This window comes from Rothia sp. 88186D007BW, assembly GCF_053544215.1.
In genome coordinates this window covers 88838-106662 of sequence record NZ_JBPPTR010000003.1, presented here as the reverse complement: position 1 = coordinate 106662, position 17825 = coordinate 88838, and the positions used below count along the sequence as shown (strand labels likewise).

The window sequence follows — 17825 nt, the reverse complement described above, 5'->3', positions numbered from 1 at the left end:
TTCCGGGAACTTCTTTATATGTTCATTAGTTACCGCTAAGGATCGTCTTAACCTTTTCTACATCGTCGTGCATCTGCTCAATGAGTGCTTCTACACCGGTATAGGCCACCATACCGCGCAGGTACTCTACAAACTCCAAGGTGACATGCTGCCCGTAAAGGTTGAAGTCCTCAACCTTCTCCTGGGGGCGGTCAATAACATGAGCCTCCACCTGGCGGGTAGTGATGCCTTCAAAGGTAGGGTTAGTGCCAACAGAGATAGCCACAGGGTGGCGGGTGCCGCCCTGATCAGTCAACCAGCCAGCGTAGACCCCGTCCGCAGGAACAAGCCCTTCTGAATCAACGTGTAGGTTGGCGGTGGGAAAGCCTAGCTCGCGGCCGCGGGCAGCACCATGTACCACCTCACCGCTCATATAGTGGTTTCTCCCCAAGATAGAGGCGGCGTGCCCCACCTGCCCTTGAGCAAGTAGCTGCCGGATAGACGTTGATGAGCAACGGCGGTCATCAAGGGCCAGCAGGTCCTCAACAACAAGCACCTCAAAACCATATTTTTCGCCCAGCTCTCTCATGGTGTTGAGATCACCAGAATTATGAGCCCCAAAACGGACATCATCACCGATGACCACGAACCTAGCATTCAGGGCATCAACAAAAGTGCGCTTAACGAACTCTTGAGGAGTTTGGGCGGCAAAGGTGAGGTCATAGTGCAGAAGCAGGTAGTAGTCGACGCCGAGATCTGCAAGAATTTTTTGCCGGCCATCTTGCCCCATGATTTCAATATGGCCACCAGCAGGCCCGTGAACCTTAGCAGGATGAGGGTCAAAGGAGACCGCCACAGAGTCAAGCTGGTGAGCCCGGGCCGTATCGACCAGGGTAGAGAGCACTTTTTGGTGACCGATGTGCACACCATCAAAGTTGCCGATGGTAACCACGGTGGGGCCAAAGTCGGCAGGGACTTGAGCGAGATCGGTAAAGCGCTTCACTGTGCTCCTCGGTTGGGTTGCTTCGTGTCTATACTACGCGGAATTAGCACGGTCTGCTCAGGTGCAGACGGACGTCTTCGCTCAGCGAGTACGAACAGGCCTGGTTTTGGCAAGCCACCAGAGCCCTACCATAGGCAAAATCAGGGGAATATAACCGTAGCCAGAGCCAAAATGCGACCAGACCGAAGCCACCTCAAAATGCTGGGGTTGCAGGTAGGAGAAGATACCAATGAGCAACACCCCCACCATTTCAAAACTGACGGCAACCAGGGAAACTACCCACGCCCTCTCCCCCTTCTTGGCCAGAGCGATAGTGGCAACCAGGTAGATGAGAGCTGAAAGAGCTGACAAGCTAATGGATAGCGGGGCTTCATCAAATTTTCGGATGACCTGGTAAAGAGCCCGCGCCCCGGCTGAAAGCGTGAAAATACCGTAAACCAGCACAAGTAGACGCCCAAAGCCGCTGTTCTTCTGCGTTTGGTTCATAGTCTTGTCCTTATCTCCCATGCAATCTGTTGATGCTGCTCTTATGGGTATTTCTGGCCTTTAGTGCAGGGGGTGCGCTTACTTTCTGCCGCACCAACCTAATAGTAGTACCAGAGCATATTCATGCGGTGCACCATAATCACCAGCACCGGTCCAGTTAGCCCCAGCACCAGGGTTGACCAGCGGGTCCGCTCTGCAAGGGACCAGATGAAGGTGCCAACAGGAATAATCATGGCAGTGATCAGGTAGCCGTAGTATTCAAGCCAGTCGCCGCTAGGGCCGTCAGTGCTGACCTGCATGATAATAGACCCGACCAGGTACATAAGCAGAAAGACCTCAAGGACAATAACGGAGCCTTGAGCCCAATCATCCGGGGCTGCCCCGCGCAGGAACTTAGTAAGACAGATCAGGAAGGAGACGGTGCCCAGGGCCGCACACACCCAGAACCAGAGATCGAGTCCAGCAATCATCATGGCGGGCTAGTCTTCCGTGAAACTAGTTCCGGCCTCAAAGACGAGCACAGGGGCGGCAACATCTTGACGGCGGAAACGGGTATTTTCGATGATGGCAACCAGAACCCCGTTAGGGGCAAAGGCTGCGGTAAGGCCCGTAGTGGTAGGTTTATCGTGCCCACCGGTGGAACCAGTTTTAGTAGTAGCTTGAGTGGCCAGACTGCCCTCAGTGGGGGTGATACGGCGCCCGTTAGCTAAATCAGTGGCTTCAGCCGCAGTGAGATGACGGACGGCAAAAAGGCGGCGAGCTGCCTCTTCTAGAGGTAGCAGGGGGGCAGCTTCTTCAGCTTCACGCCTAGCAATAAGATCATCAAGACTATAGGCATCTTCTGCACGAATCTCGCCAATGGCGGTGCGGCGCAAGGCAGTAAGATGGGCGCCGGTTCCCAGGGCCGCACCCAGGTCGCGGGCTAGGGCACGAATATAGGTACCGGCAGAGCAGACAACGGTCACATCAAGGTCAAGGACGCTGGTGCTCACCTCGTCTTCACCTAGCTGGTAGGTGCCCTGGGCAGGGCGAACCTGGTGCAGGTCAAAGGAATGTACGGTGATAGGCCGTGCATCCAGTTCTACCTCTTCGCCCGAGCGTACCCGCGCATAGGAGCGCACCCCCTGGACTTTGATAGCCGAAACGGCAGAGGGCACCTGCATAATATCCCCGGTGAGAAGAGCAAGCTGCTGCCTGATGGCGTCCTCACTAATCTGGTCCAGGGCACCGGCAGCAGCGATTGCCCTTGCCTCGCCCTCTGCATCATCGGTGAGGGTAGAGACACCCAGGCGGATAGTGGCGGTATAGGTTTTAGTCTCCCCTACCACCCAGGTCAGAAGGCGGGTTGCCTTATTGACACCAAGAATGAGCACCCCCGTGGCCATAGGGTCAAGAGTTCCGGCGTGCCCTACTTTGCGGGTACCAGCAATCCAGCGCATTTTAGAAACGACGTCGTGGCTGGTTAATCCGGCAGGTTTGTCGACAACAATGAGGCCAGAGGGCCCGGTGGGTGCTTTCTTGGCCACGGTTTAGGCTTCGTCTTCCTCAGTCTCGGTGCTCTTGTAGGCATCCTCGCCACCGGCGTATTCGGCCCCTTCACGAGCAGCAAGAAGCTCAGCGTCACGTTCCTTAGTTTTGCGGAGCAAATCCTCAATGTGGGCCGCGTTAACGGGCACCTCATCGGGAACAAAGGTCAAGGTGGGGGTCAGACGGGCAGTGATGTTCTTACCCACCTCAGAGCGCAAAATACCCTTAGCTGATTCGAGGGCAGCCTTGGTGGAGGCCTGCTCTTCTTCAGAACCAAACACGGTGTAGTAGACGGTGGCGTGCTGCAAGTCGTTGGTGACGCGGGCGTCAGTGACGGTGATGAAGCCGAGGCGGGGGTCCTTGATACGACGTTCAAGGGCCTGGGCAACGATGACCTTGATACGGTCGGCTAGGCGGGCGGCGCGTGCGGGATCTGCCATGATGTTCTCCTTCGTAAGAGATATTTCTATCTTTAAGTGTAAAGGCACCCTAGGGTTTGCTGCGAGCGCGAACCCTAGGGTGCCTAAGCGTGATTGCTAGGTTGTGTACCTGGTATGCCGGCGGGGCGGGGTGCCCCGCCTGCCGGCGTCCTTAGTATCAGCCAGGTAGAAGCCTAGACGCGGGGTTTTTCCTGCATCTCCCAGGTTTCAATAACATCGCCTTCCTTGATGTCGTTGAAGGAACCCAGGCCGATACCACACTCGTAGCCCTCGCGGACCTCGGTGGCGTCGTCCTTGAAACGGCGCAGGGATTCGATGTTGAGGTTATCTGCAACCACAGCACCGTCGCGTACCAGGCGTGCCTTGGAGTTGCGCTTGATGATGCCGGACTTGACGATTGAACCGGCGATATTGCCCCACTTGGAGGAGCGGAAGACTTCGCGGATCTCGGCTGAGCCCAGTTCAACCTCTTCGTATTCAGGCTTGAGCATACCCTTGACGGCTGCTTCAACTTCTTCGATAGCGCGGTAGATGACGGAGTAGAACTTCATTTCTACGCCTTCACGGTCGGCCAGTTCTGCCACACGCTCGGCGGGGCGGACGTTGAAGCCGATGATGATTGCGTTATCGACAGTTGCCAGGTTGACGTCGTTCTGGGTGATTGCGCCAACGCCGCGGTGGATAACACGTAGCTGAACTTCGTCGCCACCGGCCTCGATCTTCATCAGGGACTCTTCCAGTGCTTCAACAGCACCGGAGACGTCACCCTTGATGATGAGGTTGAGGGTGTCCATCTTGCCTTCTGCCACGGCGGCATCGAAGGATTCGAGGGTCACACGCTTACGGCGCTTAGCAAGCTGGGCGTTACGGTCAGCTGCTTCACGCTTTTCAGCGATCTGGCGGGCGGTGCGCTCTTCTTCGGTGGAGAGGAAGGTGTCACCTGCGCGGGGCACGGTGTTCAGACCCAGTACCTGTACGGGGCGTGAGGGGCCTGCTTCTTCCACATTGGTGCCGTTCTCATCGAACATGGCACGGACGCGGCCGTAGGCGGAGCCTGCAACGATAGCGTCACCTACGCGTAGGGTACCGGACTGGACCAGTACGGTGGTGACAGCACCACGGCCCTTATCGAGGTTAGCTTCGATGGCCACACCGCGGGCTTCCTTGTTGGGGTTAGCCTTCAGTTCCAGGGCACCGTCTGCGGTTAGGGTGACAGCGGCGAGCAGTTCGTCGATGTTCTTACCCTGGCGGGCTGAGACCTCAACAAACATGGTGTCGCCACCGTATTCTTCGGGTACCAGGCCGTATTCGGTGAGCTGACCACGAATCTTCTCGGGGTTAGCGCCTTCTTTATCAATCTTGTTGACTGCAACAACGATCGGCACGTTAGCTGCCTGGGCGTGGTTGAGTGCTTCAACGGTCTGGGGCATGACGCCGTCGTCCGCTGCAACAACCAGGATTGCGATGTCGGTGACCTTGGCACCACGGGCACGCATGGCGGTGAAGGCCTCGTGACCGGGGGTGTCAATGAAGGTCAGGTAGCGCTCTTCGCCTTCAACTTCGGTGCGAATCTGGTAGGCACCGATGTGCTGGGTGATGCCGCCAGCTTCACCGTCAATGACGTTGGTGTTACGGATAGCATCGAGCAGGCGGGTCTTACCGTGGTCAACGTGACCCATGACGGTTACAACCGGCGGGCGTACTTCAAGTACCTCTTCGTCCTCAGCCTCAGCTTCGGCAGCCAGGTTGATGTCGAAGGATTCGAGCAGTTCACGTTCTTCGTCCTCGGGGGAAACGATCTTTACGACGTAGCCCAGTTCGGCACCGAGCAGTTCGAAGGTTTCCTCATCGAGGGACTGGGTCTGGGTTGCCATTTCACCAAGGTGAATCAGGACGGTCACCAAGGCTGCGGCGTTTGCGCCAATTTTCTCGGCGAAGTCCATCAGTGAGGCGCCGCGACGCATACGGATCTCGGTGGTGCCGTCACCGTGAGGTACGGCTACGCCACCGATAGTAGGCTGACGCAGCTGCTCTTCACGACGCAGAGCTGACTTAGTCTTGCCCTTCTTCTTTTTGCCGCCACCGCGACCGAAAGCGCCCTGGGCGTTGCCGCGACCAGCACCGGGGCCACCGCGACCGGGGCCACGGTTGAAGCCGCCACCGTTACCGCCACCGGGGCCACCTGAGCCACGGCGGGGGCCACCACCAGCAGATGCACCGGCGCCGCCACGGGCACCGACGTTACCGCTCATCTTGGTGGGCATCATGTTAGGTGAGGGGCGGTTGCCGCCGCCACCTGCGGGGCGGGGTGCGCCACCGGCAGGGCGAGGCCCACCGGCACCTGCGCCAGCAGGGCGAGGAGCGTTGTTGCGGCCACCTGCGGGGCGGGGGCCACCGTTACCGCCACCGGCAGGACGAGGCCCACCGGGGTTGTTACCGCGGCCGTTACGACCACCTGCGGGGCGGGGGCCACCTGAGCGGCCGCCTTCGCCACGCTCGTTACGGTCATTGCGCTTACCCATGCCCTGTGAAGGGGCAAAGGGGTTGTTGCCGGGGCGGGGCCCAGGCTTAGCGCCAGCAGGACGAGGGGCAGCAGGCTTAGGAGCAGCCGGCTTGGGCGCTGACATGCCCTGGGTGGTGGAGAAGGGGTTGTTGCCGGGGCGGGGGCCAGCAGGCTTGGTGGCGGCGTCCTTCTTCTCAGCAGCAGGTGCAGCCTCGGTAGCAGGCTTAGCTGCGGGGGTAGCCTTCGGTGCAGCGGCCCCAGGCTTGGGGGCGCTTGAACCGGGCTTAGGTGCGCTAGCAGGCTTAGGAGTGCCAGCAGCCTTGGGCGCAGCAGCAGGCTTCGCTGACGTTGCCCCAGGCTTGGGAGCTGACGTGGAGGCAGCAGCCTTCTTCTGTTCTGCCGGGGCCTCAGTTGAGGCAGTAGCGTTGGGGAAGGCAGCACGCAATTTTTTAACTACGGGCGGTTCGAGGGTTGATGATGCACCCTTGACGAACTCGCCAAGTTCTTGAAGCTTAGCGACAGCTTCTTTGGATTGAATTCCGAGTTCTTTAGCGATCTCGTGAACGCGGGGCTTAGCCACTTTTCTCCTGTTCTGGTTCGCACCGAACAGGGGCGAACCTTCAGTTTGTATGAGGTTTCAGCTGGTTTTCAGCTGGGTTTTTGCCGGTGGGTGAGCACAGGAAAGTACTCATTGCGCGGCACTCATCGGGTTTCCATCAGTTTTCTGACTCGCTTTCGTACACAGTAAGTCGTCAAACTCGTTGACATTATTGGTTCGCCACCCCTGGCGGGGTTGGACCGGCTACCCGCTGGGCGGGAATGACCAGTTCCTTGGCATCGACCCGGGTTCTAAAGGCCCTGGCCAGCGCATTCTTTTTGAGTGCGAGGGCAAGGCATTCGGGTGTGTGGTGGAGCCAGGCTCCACGCCCCGGGAGGTTTTTGGCCCGGTCAAAGACTGCACACGGTGGTTCAGTCTGTGTGAGGGCAATACGGGTGAGGTCAGGGGCAGGTGCTGTGGTTCGGCAGCCAATACAGGTGCGGACGGGGGTGTGCAGCTCAGGCGCTCCCTTCGTGTTGTTAACCTATCTTCTGCTAGCTCTTTTGGCGGAGCTTGCAGACATGGCTGGGCGCTTGCCAGTCATGAGCACCCTCTGGTGGTGTGACCTCAATAGACCAGTTTAGCCCCCTTGCGGGGGCTAACGGCAAATATGTTAGTCAGCTCTCTTATTCTGCGCTAGTATCGAGGGCTTCTTCATCATCTTCGGTACCCGCAGCTCGAGCTGCTGCCATGGCAGCCTCGTACTTAGATGCTGAGATGATATCAATACGCCAGCCGGTGAGCTTAGCAGCTAGACGGGCGTTCTGCCCTTCCTTACCGATAGCCAAAGAAAGCTGGTCATCAGGTACGATAGCGCGGGCTGAGAAAGTCTTACGCTCGGTTACAGTAACGTCACTGACCTTAGCCGGTGAGAGAGCAGCAGCAATAAACTCTTCAGGGCTCTCAGAGTAATCGACGATATCAATTTTTTCGTCGTTGAGTTCGCCCATCACAGCACGCACACGCGCACCCATCTCACCAATGCAAGAGCCCTTGGGGTTTACACCAGCTTTAGTGGCACGCACCGCAAGCTTAGTGCGGTGCCCAGCCTCACGGGCAATAGCCATGATCTCTACCGACCCATCAGCAATTTCAGGGACCTCGTGCTCAAAAAGACGACGCACCAGGTTGGGGTGAGAACGAGAAAGCACGATTGAGGGGCCCTTGGGGCCACGCTTCGCTTCAAGCACATAAGCGCGCAGACGGGTGTTGTGAGTATAACGCTCCCCCGGCACCTGTTCGTTAGTGGGCAGTACAGCTTCTAGGGTGCCCAAATCAACGTGAATCATGCGGGGGTTAGGGCCCTGCTGAATCACACCTGAAATCAACTGACCTTCACGATCCTTGAACTCACCGAGAACAGCTGAATCCTGGGCATCACGCAGACGCTGCTGAATGACCTGGCGGGCAGTTGAGGCGGCAATACGACCAAAGTTATTGGGGGTATCGTCAAACTCACCAATCTGCTCATCGTTCTCATCAAGTTCAGGAGCCCAAATGGCGACTTTACCGGTGGTACGGTCAAGCTCAGCGCGTGAGCCGCGGATAGCACCGGGCTGCTTCTGGTAGGCCAGCAGGATGGCGCTCTCAATCATCGGGATCAGGGTGTCGATTGAGATGTCGCGCTCTTTTTCGAGCAGGCGGAGATTGCTCAAATCAATGTCCATGGTTGGCCCTTCCGTGTAACACGGTGCCGGGGCAAAGAAGCTCCGGCACCGCTTGCGGTGTATGTTCGCGCGTATGCGGCGCGCTGCCTCAAAAAGTATTGAGGTGCAGTCTTGTCTTTATATTCTAGCGATTACTTGCTAGCGGTTGAATTCAATTTCAACCTTTGCCCCAGAAATTGTGCCCCAGGGCAGGGTAACAGGGTCACGGTAGCTCTCAGGCTGACCCTTCTTGGTCTCCTTCTTCCGGCGCAGTACTGGCCCCTCATCGGTCACAACATCGAGCCGGGCCAGGTACTTCTCTCCCCCAGCTTCAGTAATCTCAATCAGACGGCCAATAGAACGCTTCCAGTGACGAGTCTCAAGCAAGGGGCTAGTCACACCGCGCGATGAGACTTCAAGAGAGTAAGGCACCTCACCATCATCAACGGCGTCAAGAGCCGTAGAGAGGGCCTGAGAAACCTCAGCAATAGTATCGAGAGACAGGGCATCAGTGCGGTCTTCAGGGTAGTCCACCACAATTTCCAAGGTTCGGTTAGCACCACTGCCCTTAGCAGTGAGCTTCTCCAAAACCAGCTTGAACTCCTGCTCTACCACCTGGGTAACAGCTTCACGCACACCCTCAACACTCACAAAGCTACCGGCAGGGGCTTTTTGGGTGATGCCCTGCTCGGCACGGGCAGCAGCCCGGCGCTCACGGGCGTTGGGGGCGTCCTTTTTACTGGCTTTAGGTGATGCCATCGCGCGTAACTCCTGGTATTGGGGCTCAAATATATTCACTCCAGCCTACCACCGGTGCCCTAGCAGCCTGCTAGGAATTCGCTGAGGGCGGGCGAGTCAGAGCACTTTTTGGCAGAATGGGGAGGGTGGGCCCTTGCCTGCACTGTTTCTTGTGAGAGGTAGCTACCTATGAATCGCTCTATTCGTCTAACCCCCGTGCTCCTGGCAGCCCTCTTGGCTGGCCTGCTGGTAGTGCTCCTTGCGATGGGCTGGTTCTCCCAGCGTCAGACAGAACAGATACGGGCTAACTTACAAGACCAAAGCACCATGGCTACCCAGCTCACGGCCCTGCAGCAGTCAGCCAAGGATGCAGGGAAAGATGATTTGGCCCAGGCCACCCAGGGCGCCCTTGAATCCCTAGCCCCTGCGGCCCAAGAAGTAACCGTAGGAGACTATGAACCGGTTGACCAGCAGCTTCAAAGCACGATCTCGGTGCTCCTTGAGCTAGGGTTTACCACCGAGGACGCCGGCGATCGGGCCCGCGCGCTCACAGCCCTTGCCGACCTGTGGCAGGCTGCCCGCCAGGACGGCCTGGTTTCTGCTGCCTACCCCGATGCCCTGGCTGATGATGTAGAAAAAATCAGCAACTACACCTGCAGCGATGAAGGGCTTGCCGCCGGTGCTCCTGATAATTCAGGTAGTGAAGAGGCTGCACAACCTGTCTCGCTGGCGCTTCTTCAGCAGAGCATCTACCAGCTCAACTACGTGAGCGAAGTCTATGCCGCCCGAGCCCAGCAGGGCTATGGGGCGGTAGCCTCCCAGGCTGGCCAGCTAGCGCAGGCCAGCACCGGCATGAGCCGCTTAGCTGCCCCCGTACTCACCTGCTACGGGGTCTTTGAGGCACCGGCGGCGTCCTACCCCCTAGTGGGAGCAGCGGACGCACCCCAGCACCTCACCGACGTCACCACAGCTATAGAGTCCAACGCGCGGGCCGCTCTTGCCGATCAGAACCTGGCAAGGTCAGCAGATGACCTTGAGGCCCTGGCGCTTATGCTTACCCTCGATGCCCAGGAGTTAGCGAAACTTCAGCCAGCACCTCGGTAACGGCGTCCTCAAGGGTGACCTCGCGGGCCTCACCACTACGGCGGTCCTTAATTTCGACCTTACCCTCAGCGAAGCCACGGCCAACTACCACAATGGTAGGAACACCCAGAAGTTCAGCATCACCAAACTTCACACCGGGTGATACCTTGGGGCGGTCATCAAACATGACATCCAGCCCAGTAGCTTCAAGGTCAGCAACCAGCTTCTCAGCGCCCTCTGCAACCTCAGCGCCCTTGCCGGTCATGACCACATGCACATCGGCCGGGGCCAGGTTACGGGGCCAGACCAGGCCTTTATCATCGTGGTTGCCCTCAGCAATAGCTGCCAGGGCGCGGGTAACACCCACACCATAGGAGCCCATGGTCACGGTCTGTAGCTTGCCGTTCTGATCCAGAACCTTCAGGCCCAGGGCCTCAGCGTACTTACGGCCCAGGGCGAAGATGTGGCCCATCTCGATACCACGAGCAGCAATCAGGGGGCCAGAACCATCAGGAGCCGGGTCGCCCTCGCGCACCTCGCAGGCCTCAATCACACCATCAGCCTCAAAGTCACGGCCCAGTACCAGGTCGTAGACGTGCTTCTGATCCTCGTTAGCACCAGTAATCCAGGCAGAGCCCTCAACGACGCGGGGGTCAACAAAATAAGGAATACCGGTAGCTGATTCAGCGCCCAGGAACTTCTCACTCAGCGCCAGGCCGGGGCCAATGTAGCCCTTGACTAGCTGCGGGAACTTCTTAAAGTCTTCCTCGCTCGCAGCTTCAACCTCAACTTCACCGCCAACACCCAGCAGGGCGCCCACGTTCACCTCAACACGGCCCAGATCAACGGCACGGTCACCGGGCACACCAATAGCAACCAGCTGGCGGCTACCATCAGGCAGAATAACGGCCAGCACCACGTTCTTCAGGGTGTCAGCAGCGCTCCAGGGCTCACCCTCGCGCGGGTACAAGGCGTTGGATTGTTCAACGAGAGTGTCGATAGTCGCTGAGTCAGGGGTCATCTCCACGTGGGCAGCTGGGGTGGAAGAGGCGTCCACAGGCTCAGGCACCACGGTAGTAACAGCCTCAACGTTAGCCGCGTACCCGCCCTCAGAGCGCACAAAAGTATCTTCACCAATGGGGGTGGGGTGCAAGAACTCCTCAGAGCGGGAACCACCCATCGCACCAGACTGGGCCTGCACAATAGCGATTTCAAGGCCCAGGCGCTCAAAAATTTTGATGTAGGCGGCACGGTGAGCCTGGTAAGCCTCTTCCAGGCCCTCATCATCGACGTTGAAGGAGTAGGAATCCTTCATGATGAATTCACGGCCACGCAGCAGACCGGCGCGGGGGCGGGCCTCGTCGCGGTACTTGGTCTGAATCTGGTAGAGATAAACCGGCAGGTCCTTATAGGAGGTGTAGAGGTCCTTGACCAGCAGGGTGAACATTTCCTCATGCGTAGGGGCCAGCAGCATATCTGCGCCCTTACGGTCTTGCAGACGGAAGAGGTTATCGCCGTATTCTTCCCAACGGTTGGTTGCCTCGTAGGGCTCGCGGGGCAGCAGGGCCGGGAAGTGTACCTCTTGGGCACCGATAGCGTTCATTTCTTCACGCACGATGTTCTCAATCTTGCCCAGTACCTTCAGGCCCAGCGGTAGCCAGGTGTAGACGCCGGGGGCAGCACGGCGGATATAGCCGGCACGGACCAGTAGTTTATGGCTGGCAACTTCGGCATCGACGGGGTCTTCACGCAGGGTGCGCAGGAACAGGTGTGACAGGCGCTGGACCAAGTGGTTTCTCGCTTCTCTCGTACGGGGCCCACCCACCGGCACAAAAGGCGGGGGCGGGCATACTTACCTACCAGTTTACCGCCTACCTGCACGGGCTGTACCCGGTTTTAAAGAAAGGACGCCGGCACCCCGCTCCCCTGCCTTAGGGCAGGTAGGTAGGTGCCGGTGTCCGCGCAGAAGAACCTGCGAATTCTAGGGGCTTAGAGGCCCAGGTCGTTGTACCAGGCTAGCTTGGCCTTGCCCAGGTCGTTGAGTTCAGCCTTCATGAAGATAGAACCCTTAGCCCAGATCAGGGTGCCGCCTTCAAACTGCTGGGTCACGGTGGTGGTGCCATTGGCGGTTACTTCAGTTGCATCAGCAATGGGAGCGCCCAGCATGGTCATCTCGTTCCAGATGTTCCAGTCGCCACCGGTAGCCCAGTCGTTGTAGGAGGAGAAACGGCCACGATCAGCGAGGTTGAGGGCCTCAGTCAGAGCTGAAGACTCAACAGGCTGGGCACCGGCCAGGGGCTTGCCGTTCGCGTCAGCCTTGATGTAGACAACCTTGTTAGCGTCAAGGCGCAGTTCAAGAACCTGCTGCAGGGGAATGAACTTAGCTGCTGACCAGTCGTAGGTGGCGTCAATCTCAGTACCGGTTGCGGTGCGGTCCATCAAACCAGCGCCCCAGGTAACGGGAGAGGCAACGGTCTGGTTATCCCAGTTGATGCAGGTGCCGTAATCGTTGTACTGGATAAAGTAGTGGGAGATGACTGCGGTGCCAGAAGAGAAGAGGGCATAACCGTGATCGTCCCAGGTGACAGGGGTGGAGCACTGCTCAGCGGTGGTGTTGTAGAAGAGAGCACGCAGTTCTAAGGCCCCGGTCTTCCAGTGCTTGGTGTACTCGTTCTGGTAGAGGTAGGTGCCGTACTCACCAGGGTTAGCCAGGTAGATTGCTAGCGCGTCAGTGTTGATCATCAGCGCGCGGTCCTGGGAGATTGAGTAGATAGCTGAGATGTTGCCACCGAAGTTTAAGGTGACCAGGTCAGAGGTGACCTTAGTGAGTTCACCGCCGTTTTCAGCAACGACTACACCCTCAGCAAGAGCAAGGGCGCGGGCCTCAGCAATCTTGTTGGCAGCATCGCCAAAGTTAGTATCAGCCGGAGCTTCAGGGGCTACCGGAGTTTCAGGTTCTGCGGGAACTTCAGGAGCAACCGGAGCCTCAGGTTCTGCGGGAACTTCAGGAGCAACCGGAGCCTCAGGTTCTGCCGCTACTACGGGAGGAGTGACACCTTCAGCGACAGGCTCTACAGGAGGGGCGATACCTTCAGCGACAGGCTCGACAGGAGGAGTGATACCCTCGGCAACGGGTTCTACAGGGGTAACGCCTTCTGCAAGGGGGGCAGGACCCTCAGCTACTACCGGCTCAGGCTGAGCACCGTAGACAACAGGGGCGGCAGGGGCAACCGCGTTATTGGTAAAGCAGGAACGGGTCTTAGAACGCTCTGCCTGCCAGGCCTTTGCCTCAGCAGAGTTCAGGTTAAGGTAGGAGCCTGCCTGAGTCTTCTCATCCAGCACAACAAGCCAGCGAGTCTTACCATCGTGGGTAGTAACCGAAAGGCCACAGTGGCTGTGCTTCCAAGGGGATGATTCAGCGTTGCCGAACTTCTCAGCACCGCCTGCCTTAAGGAAGGCTACGCCAGCTGCACCAGTGACAGCCTGAACACCGCCGTACTTACCCTGGGTTACAACGCCGTTTTCAAAGGTTTGCTGGGTGGCGCCGTTAGCAAAAACCTGCTGTTCGCCGGTTGCTGCACCTAGGACGTCCTGATGCTGCTCCCAGTAGGCGCCAATAGGGGTGGTGGTATCAACAGCGGCGTCAACGGCAAAGGCGCCGGGAGTCAAGGTCAGTGAAAGACCGATCAAGGTGGTGAGGCCAAGAGATGTGCGGAGGCTCTTCAATGCTTTCCCTCAAAGTTTCGTAAATAATGGGGTGCTCTGCGTCCGAAATTGGGGTGATTGGGGTTTCCAGACCTGCGATGCAGAGGTAAAAGTGTGCACCATTAAAACTACCAGTTACAGCAGGGCCAGAACACCACCCCTTTAGGGGACATGTGTAGTCTCACTGGGGGATATTCCTCTTTAGAAGAGAACTGTTGCAAAGGTTGAGCGCTGCTTCCAGCCCGTTGCAGCATAGAGAGCGCTGGCCGGTGCATTGTAGTCATTAACATAGAGCGACAGGTGCGGAAAACGCTGGCGAATCAGCTGACAAGCCTGCGCCAAAAGAACAGGCGCTAACCGCTGACCACGGTAGGACGGGTGCAACCAAACCCCCTGAAGCTGGCAGCTTGACCCATGCGCCAAACCCACATCAGTTTTAAAGACCACCACATTTTCACTATTTACCGCCACTAAGGTTCGGCCAGTGCGGGTGAACTCATCAACGCGACGGGCGTAACCGGCCGGGTCACGCGTCATGGGGTCATAGCCCACTTCTTCGGTAAACATAGACACCGAGGCCTGTATGAGGCTGGGCCTATCATCAGTCCTAGCCCAGCGCACCTGCTCCACCACAGCAGGGGCACCCAAGGAGGGACGAGCTAAAGTCGCACCGGCTATGTGGCTTAAATCAGTGGTCACAGGCAACTCAAGAAGAGGCTGATTTTTGCGCACGTCAAAAGGGGCTGGCATGCGATGAGCAAGGTAACTCCATATACCCATGACAGGTTCCTGGTGACCAAAAATGGAGCCTATCTTGCGATTATGCCTCCAGATGTAGGCCGCCACCTGCCGGTGGTAGGTTTGCGGCACAGTCAGAGGGACACAGTTCGCACCTAACCAGAAAGCCCCCACCAGGGCATAACGAGGTTGGCCCTGAGACGGCGCAGGAGCAAAAGTCTCAGCTAGACCCGGCATAGGGGCTGCGGTGCGAGGGTTCGGCTCGGCGAAGTGCGCTCCAGCAGAGCGCCCAACCAGAGCCCCAGTTTTAGACCATAAGCCATTGAGGGCAGTCTTGACTTTAGCGGGCAGCCTCTCCCCTACAGGCAGGGTCAGGCCAGCAGAAGGCTGGGTGCTCCCAGCCCCCTGGAACCCTACCTCCGGGTGTATTTCACGGGGCACAAAAACTCCCATAAAACCTTGAGAGACCTTCAAAGAGGTCAGGGCGCTGGGGGCCGGTAAACCGAAGTGATGCAGGTGCTCAGCGGCAAAAAGGAAACCCACCGGGTCCGTCTCAATCATGGTTTCAAGTTCCGCCCGGTCATCCTTAGTCAGGGGGCGTATCAGGGCGTCATCTGCCCCGCGGGGGAAACATGAAAAGACGGTCACGGTGGATTTTCTTAAAGGTACTTAGGAGACGGAGACGGTAGGTTCACCAGAGAGGTCAATTTCGCCGCGCTCTTCCATTTCGCGGGCAATACGGTTGGCCTCTTCAATCAGGGTCTGCACAATATCCTCTTCAGGCACAGTCTTAATGACCTCACCCTTAACAAAAATCTGGCCCTTGCCGTTGCCGGAGGCAACACCCAGGTCAGCTTCACGAGCCTCACCGGGGCCATTGACAACACAGCCCATAACAGCCACACGCAGGGGAACCTTCATACCTTCAAGGCCCTTGGTGACGTTCTCAGCCAGTTCCCAGACGTTCACCTGGGCACGGCCGCAGGAGGGGCAGGAGACAATATCGAGCTTGCGGGGGCGCAGGTTCAAGGACTCAAGAATCTGAGCACCGACCTTAACCTCTTCAACCGGAGGAGCAGAGAGGGAAACACGGATAGTATCGCCAATACCCTCTGAGAGTAGAGCGCCGAAAGCAGTAGCCGACTTGATAGTGCCCTGGAAGGCAGGGCCGGCCTCGGTCACACCCAGGTGAAGGGGCCAGTCACCGGCAGCAGCAAGCTGACGGTAGGCCTCAACCATGATGACAGGGTCATTATGCTTAACCGAAATCTTGAAGTCGTGGAAGCCGTGCTCTTCAAAGAGAGAAGCCTCCCACACTGCTGATTCAACCAGGGCCTCAGGTGTTGCCTTACCGTACTTTTCCAGTAGGCGCTTATCGAGCGAACCGGCGTTCACACCGATACGAATGGAGGTGCCGTGGTCCTTAGCGGCTGCCGCGATTTCCTTAACCTGGTCATCAAACTTACGGATGTTACCGGGGTTCACGCGCACCGCCCCGCAACCGGCTTCAATAGCAGCAAAGACGTACTTGGGCTGGAAGTGAATATCGGCAATCACAGGAATCTGGGACTGCTTGGCAATGATGGGTAGGGCCTCTGCGTCCTTATCGGTAGGGCAGGCGACACGCACAATATCGCAACCAGAGGCAGTGAGCTCAGCGATCTGCTGCAAGGTGGCGCCAATATCGTGGGTTTTGGTGGTGGTCATAGACTGTACCGAGATAGGAGATTCTGAGCCAACCCCTACACTACCGACCTTAAACTGGCGGGTTTTACGGCGCGGAGCCAAAACGGGCGGCGGAGCAGCGGGCATTCCAAGGGCGACCGAGGTCAAATCTTCCTCCAAAGGTTCTTTGGCGGTGCGAGCAAGGCGCACCTGTTCAACTATCTATTGTGCCACGCTTCAGGCTAAAGAGCGGTTGAGGTAAAGCACACAGGGTAGGCAGGGTGCCCTGACAGCCGGCTAACTCTAAAAAATACTCACTGGCTTGAAGATATCGGCAGCCACCAGAATCACCGTCAGCAGCAGGAAGGCCCCAGCAACGAGGTAGATCAGGGGCAGCAGCTTAACCGGGTCGAAGGGGCCAGGGTCGCGGCGTCCTAAGAGCTTTGCGCTCTTGCGGCGGAACCCCTCCCAGAGGGCACCTAGCACATGCCCGCCATCAAGCGGCAGCAAAGGAATAAGGTTGAAGAAAAAGAGCATGAGGTTCATCTGAGCAACCAAAGAGACCAAAGAGGCGGCCTTATCGCGCAGAATAATCTGGTCGTGTGAAGCAATTTCACCGGCAATACGGCCTACACCCACCATAGATACCGGGCTGTTGGCATCGCGCTGGCCGTTGGTGATAAGGGTGGTAGCTACCCCGTAGACGCGGGCTGGTAGCTTGATGAGGGCAGCCCCAATGCGGTGGAGCGACTCCCCTACAGTGGGTAGCACCTGGTCGATGGTTCCAGGGGTTAGCTCCGTGCTAGGGCCAATACCAATGAAACCGACCTCATGGGTCTGGTAGCTTCCATCAGGGTTGGTGAGGTAGGTGCCGGTGAGTTCATCGTAGATGGGGCGCACGGTCAGCATAGGGGTAATGCTGAGTTCTATGCTCTGCCCGTTCCGTTCAATGGTAAGAGGCACCTGGGTATTTGCGTTGGTGCGGATGAGCTCGGTGAGTTGGTCCCAGCTGGTAATACTCTGACCTGCAAAGGTCCTAATAGTATCGCCCGGTTGTAGCCCGGCGGCGTTAGCTGGGGATTGGGGGTCCTGGGCCCCACATTCGGTAGGGCTAGGAGCACCTACAGTAGTGGGGTCAATAACCTGCACGCACTGGGCAACGCTCTGGACGCTGGTGGTCGGCTGATAAGAGCCAAAACCAGTGATGAGCACGGCGGTAGCCACCACCCCAATGAGCAGGTTCATAGCTGGCCCACCCAACATAATGATGATGCGCCGATAGACCGGCAGCTGGTAGAAGAGCCTGCCCTGGTCAGCTTCGGTGACGCGTTCAGCATCCGCTGCTCGTGCCTGGCGGGCAAGCTGCTGCAAGGGGCTGGTGCCGCCTGCGCGCCCGTCCTTACCGTCGTTGCCGGGTGGGTACATGCCAATCATGGAGATATAGCCACCTAACGGTAGGGCCTTGAAGCCGTACTCGGTTTCGCCGCGCCGCCAGGAAAGAAGGGTCTTGCCGAAGCCAATCATGTATTGGGGTACGCGCACACCAAAGAGTTTGGCTGGTACCAGGTGCCCTAGTTCGTGCAGGGCGATAGATGCGGCGATAGCTAGGGCCATCAGCACTACACCAATGATGAAAAGTAGGACGGTCACGCGAGGGTGCTCCTTAGAGGTGCGGCGCCCACAGGGGTTGGGCAGGTCATCTGTTAGAGTACGC

At 57.9% G+C, this 17825-nt stretch carries 15 protein-coding genes; 1 reads left to right on the top strand and 14 read right to left on the bottom strand.

Features of this window, described 5'->3' with window-relative positions:
* Positions 1-25 precede the first annotated feature (25 nt).
* The 9 genes from ACEE09_RS02600 to ACEE09_RS02560 all read right to left on the bottom strand — a co-directional run bounded on the left by ACEE09_RS02600 (position 26) and on the right by ACEE09_RS02560 (position 8941).
* Positions 26-982, bottom strand: a complete 957-nt coding sequence (locus ACEE09_RS02600; RefSeq protein ID WP_449081805.1) for a bifunctional riboflavin kinase/FAD synthetase — start codon at positions 980-982, stop codon at positions 26-28.
* 81 nt (positions 983-1063) lie between these two features.
* Positions 1064-1468 carry a hypothetical protein gene (locus tag ACEE09_RS02595; protein ID WP_449081804.1) on the bottom strand — a complete coding sequence of 135 codons (405 nt, stop codon included), beginning with the start codon at positions 1466-1468 and terminating at the stop codon, positions 1064-1066.
* A gap of 98 nt (positions 1469-1566) precedes the next feature.
* Entirely contained in the window at positions 1567-1941 is a 375-nt protein-coding gene (locus ACEE09_RS02590) for a hypothetical protein (protein WP_449081802.1), read from the bottom strand.
* A 6-nt stretch (positions 1942-1947) separates the two neighbouring features.
* Positions 1948-2994 (bottom strand): tRNA pseudouridine(55) synthase TruB, encoded by a 1047-nt coding sequence (gene truB / locus ACEE09_RS02585; protein WP_449081800.1) that lies wholly within the window; start codon positions 2992-2994, stop codon positions 1948-1950.
* A 3-nt stretch (positions 2995-2997) separates the two neighbouring features.
* Positions 2998-3435: a 30S ribosome-binding factor RbfA gene (gene rbfA / locus ACEE09_RS02580; RefSeq protein ID WP_449081798.1), complete on the bottom strand. Its 438-nt coding sequence runs from the start codon at positions 3433-3435 to the stop codon at positions 2998-3000.
* Positions 3436-3608: 173 nt separating this feature from the next.
* Positions 3609-6518 carry a translation initiation factor IF-2 gene (infB, locus tag ACEE09_RS02575; protein WP_449081797.1) on the bottom strand — a complete coding sequence of 970 codons (2910 nt, stop codon included), beginning with the start codon at positions 6516-6518 and terminating at the stop codon, positions 3609-3611.
* Positions 6519-6705: 187 nt separating this feature from the next.
* Positions 6706-6969: a YlxR family protein gene (locus ACEE09_RS02570; protein ID WP_449081912.1), complete on the bottom strand. Its 264-nt coding sequence runs from the start codon at positions 6967-6969 to the stop codon at positions 6706-6708.
* Between the two features lie 193 nt (positions 6970-7162).
* Positions 7163-8203: a transcription termination factor NusA gene (gene nusA / locus ACEE09_RS02565; RefSeq protein WP_449081795.1), complete on the bottom strand. Its 1041-nt coding sequence runs from the start codon at positions 8201-8203 to the stop codon at positions 7163-7165.
* Between the two features lie 138 nt (positions 8204-8341).
* Positions 8342-8941, bottom strand: a complete 600-nt coding sequence (locus tag ACEE09_RS02560; RefSeq protein ID WP_449081793.1) for a ribosome maturation factor RimP — start codon at positions 8939-8941, stop codon at positions 8342-8344.
* Positions 8942-9109: 168 nt separating this feature from the next.
* Between ACEE09_RS02560 and ACEE09_RS02555 the strand changes: the two genes are divergently transcribed.
* The gene (locus ACEE09_RS02555) at positions 9110-10024 is read left to right on the top strand and encodes a hypothetical protein (RefSeq protein ID WP_449081792.1); all 915 of its coding nucleotides are present in this window, start codon (positions 9110-9112) and stop codon (positions 10022-10024) included.
* On the opposite strand, the gene ACEE09_RS02550 is transcribed toward ACEE09_RS02555, so the two are convergent.
* The 5 genes from ACEE09_RS02550 to ACEE09_RS02530 form a co-directional block, all read right to left on the bottom strand.
* Positions 9975-11792, bottom strand: a complete 1818-nt coding sequence (locus tag ACEE09_RS02550) for a proline--tRNA ligase (protein ID WP_449081790.1) — start codon at positions 11790-11792, stop codon at positions 9975-9977. The genes ACEE09_RS02555 and ACEE09_RS02550 overlap by 50 nt on opposite strands.
* 200 nt (positions 11793-11992) lie before the next feature.
* Entirely contained in the window at positions 11993-13729 is a 1737-nt protein-coding gene (locus ACEE09_RS02545; protein ID WP_449081788.1) for a hypothetical protein, read from the bottom strand.
* Between the two features lie 180 nt (positions 13730-13909).
* Positions 13910-15094 (bottom strand): GNAT family N-acetyltransferase, encoded by a 1185-nt coding sequence (locus ACEE09_RS02540; RefSeq protein ID WP_449081786.1) that lies wholly within the window; start codon positions 15092-15094, stop codon positions 13910-13912.
* 21 nt (positions 15095-15115) lie between these two features.
* Positions 15116-16279 (bottom strand): flavodoxin-dependent (E)-4-hydroxy-3-methylbut-2-enyl-diphosphate synthase, encoded by a 1164-nt coding sequence (ispG, locus tag ACEE09_RS02535; protein ID WP_449081910.1) that lies wholly within the window; start codon positions 16277-16279, stop codon positions 15116-15118.
* 135 nt (positions 16280-16414) lie between these two features.
* Positions 16415-17725 carry a M50 family metallopeptidase gene (locus ACEE09_RS02530; RefSeq protein WP_449081909.1) on the bottom strand — a complete coding sequence of 437 codons (1311 nt, stop codon included), beginning with the start codon at positions 17723-17725 and terminating at the stop codon, positions 16415-16417.
* Positions 17726-17825: the final 100 nt, after the last annotated feature.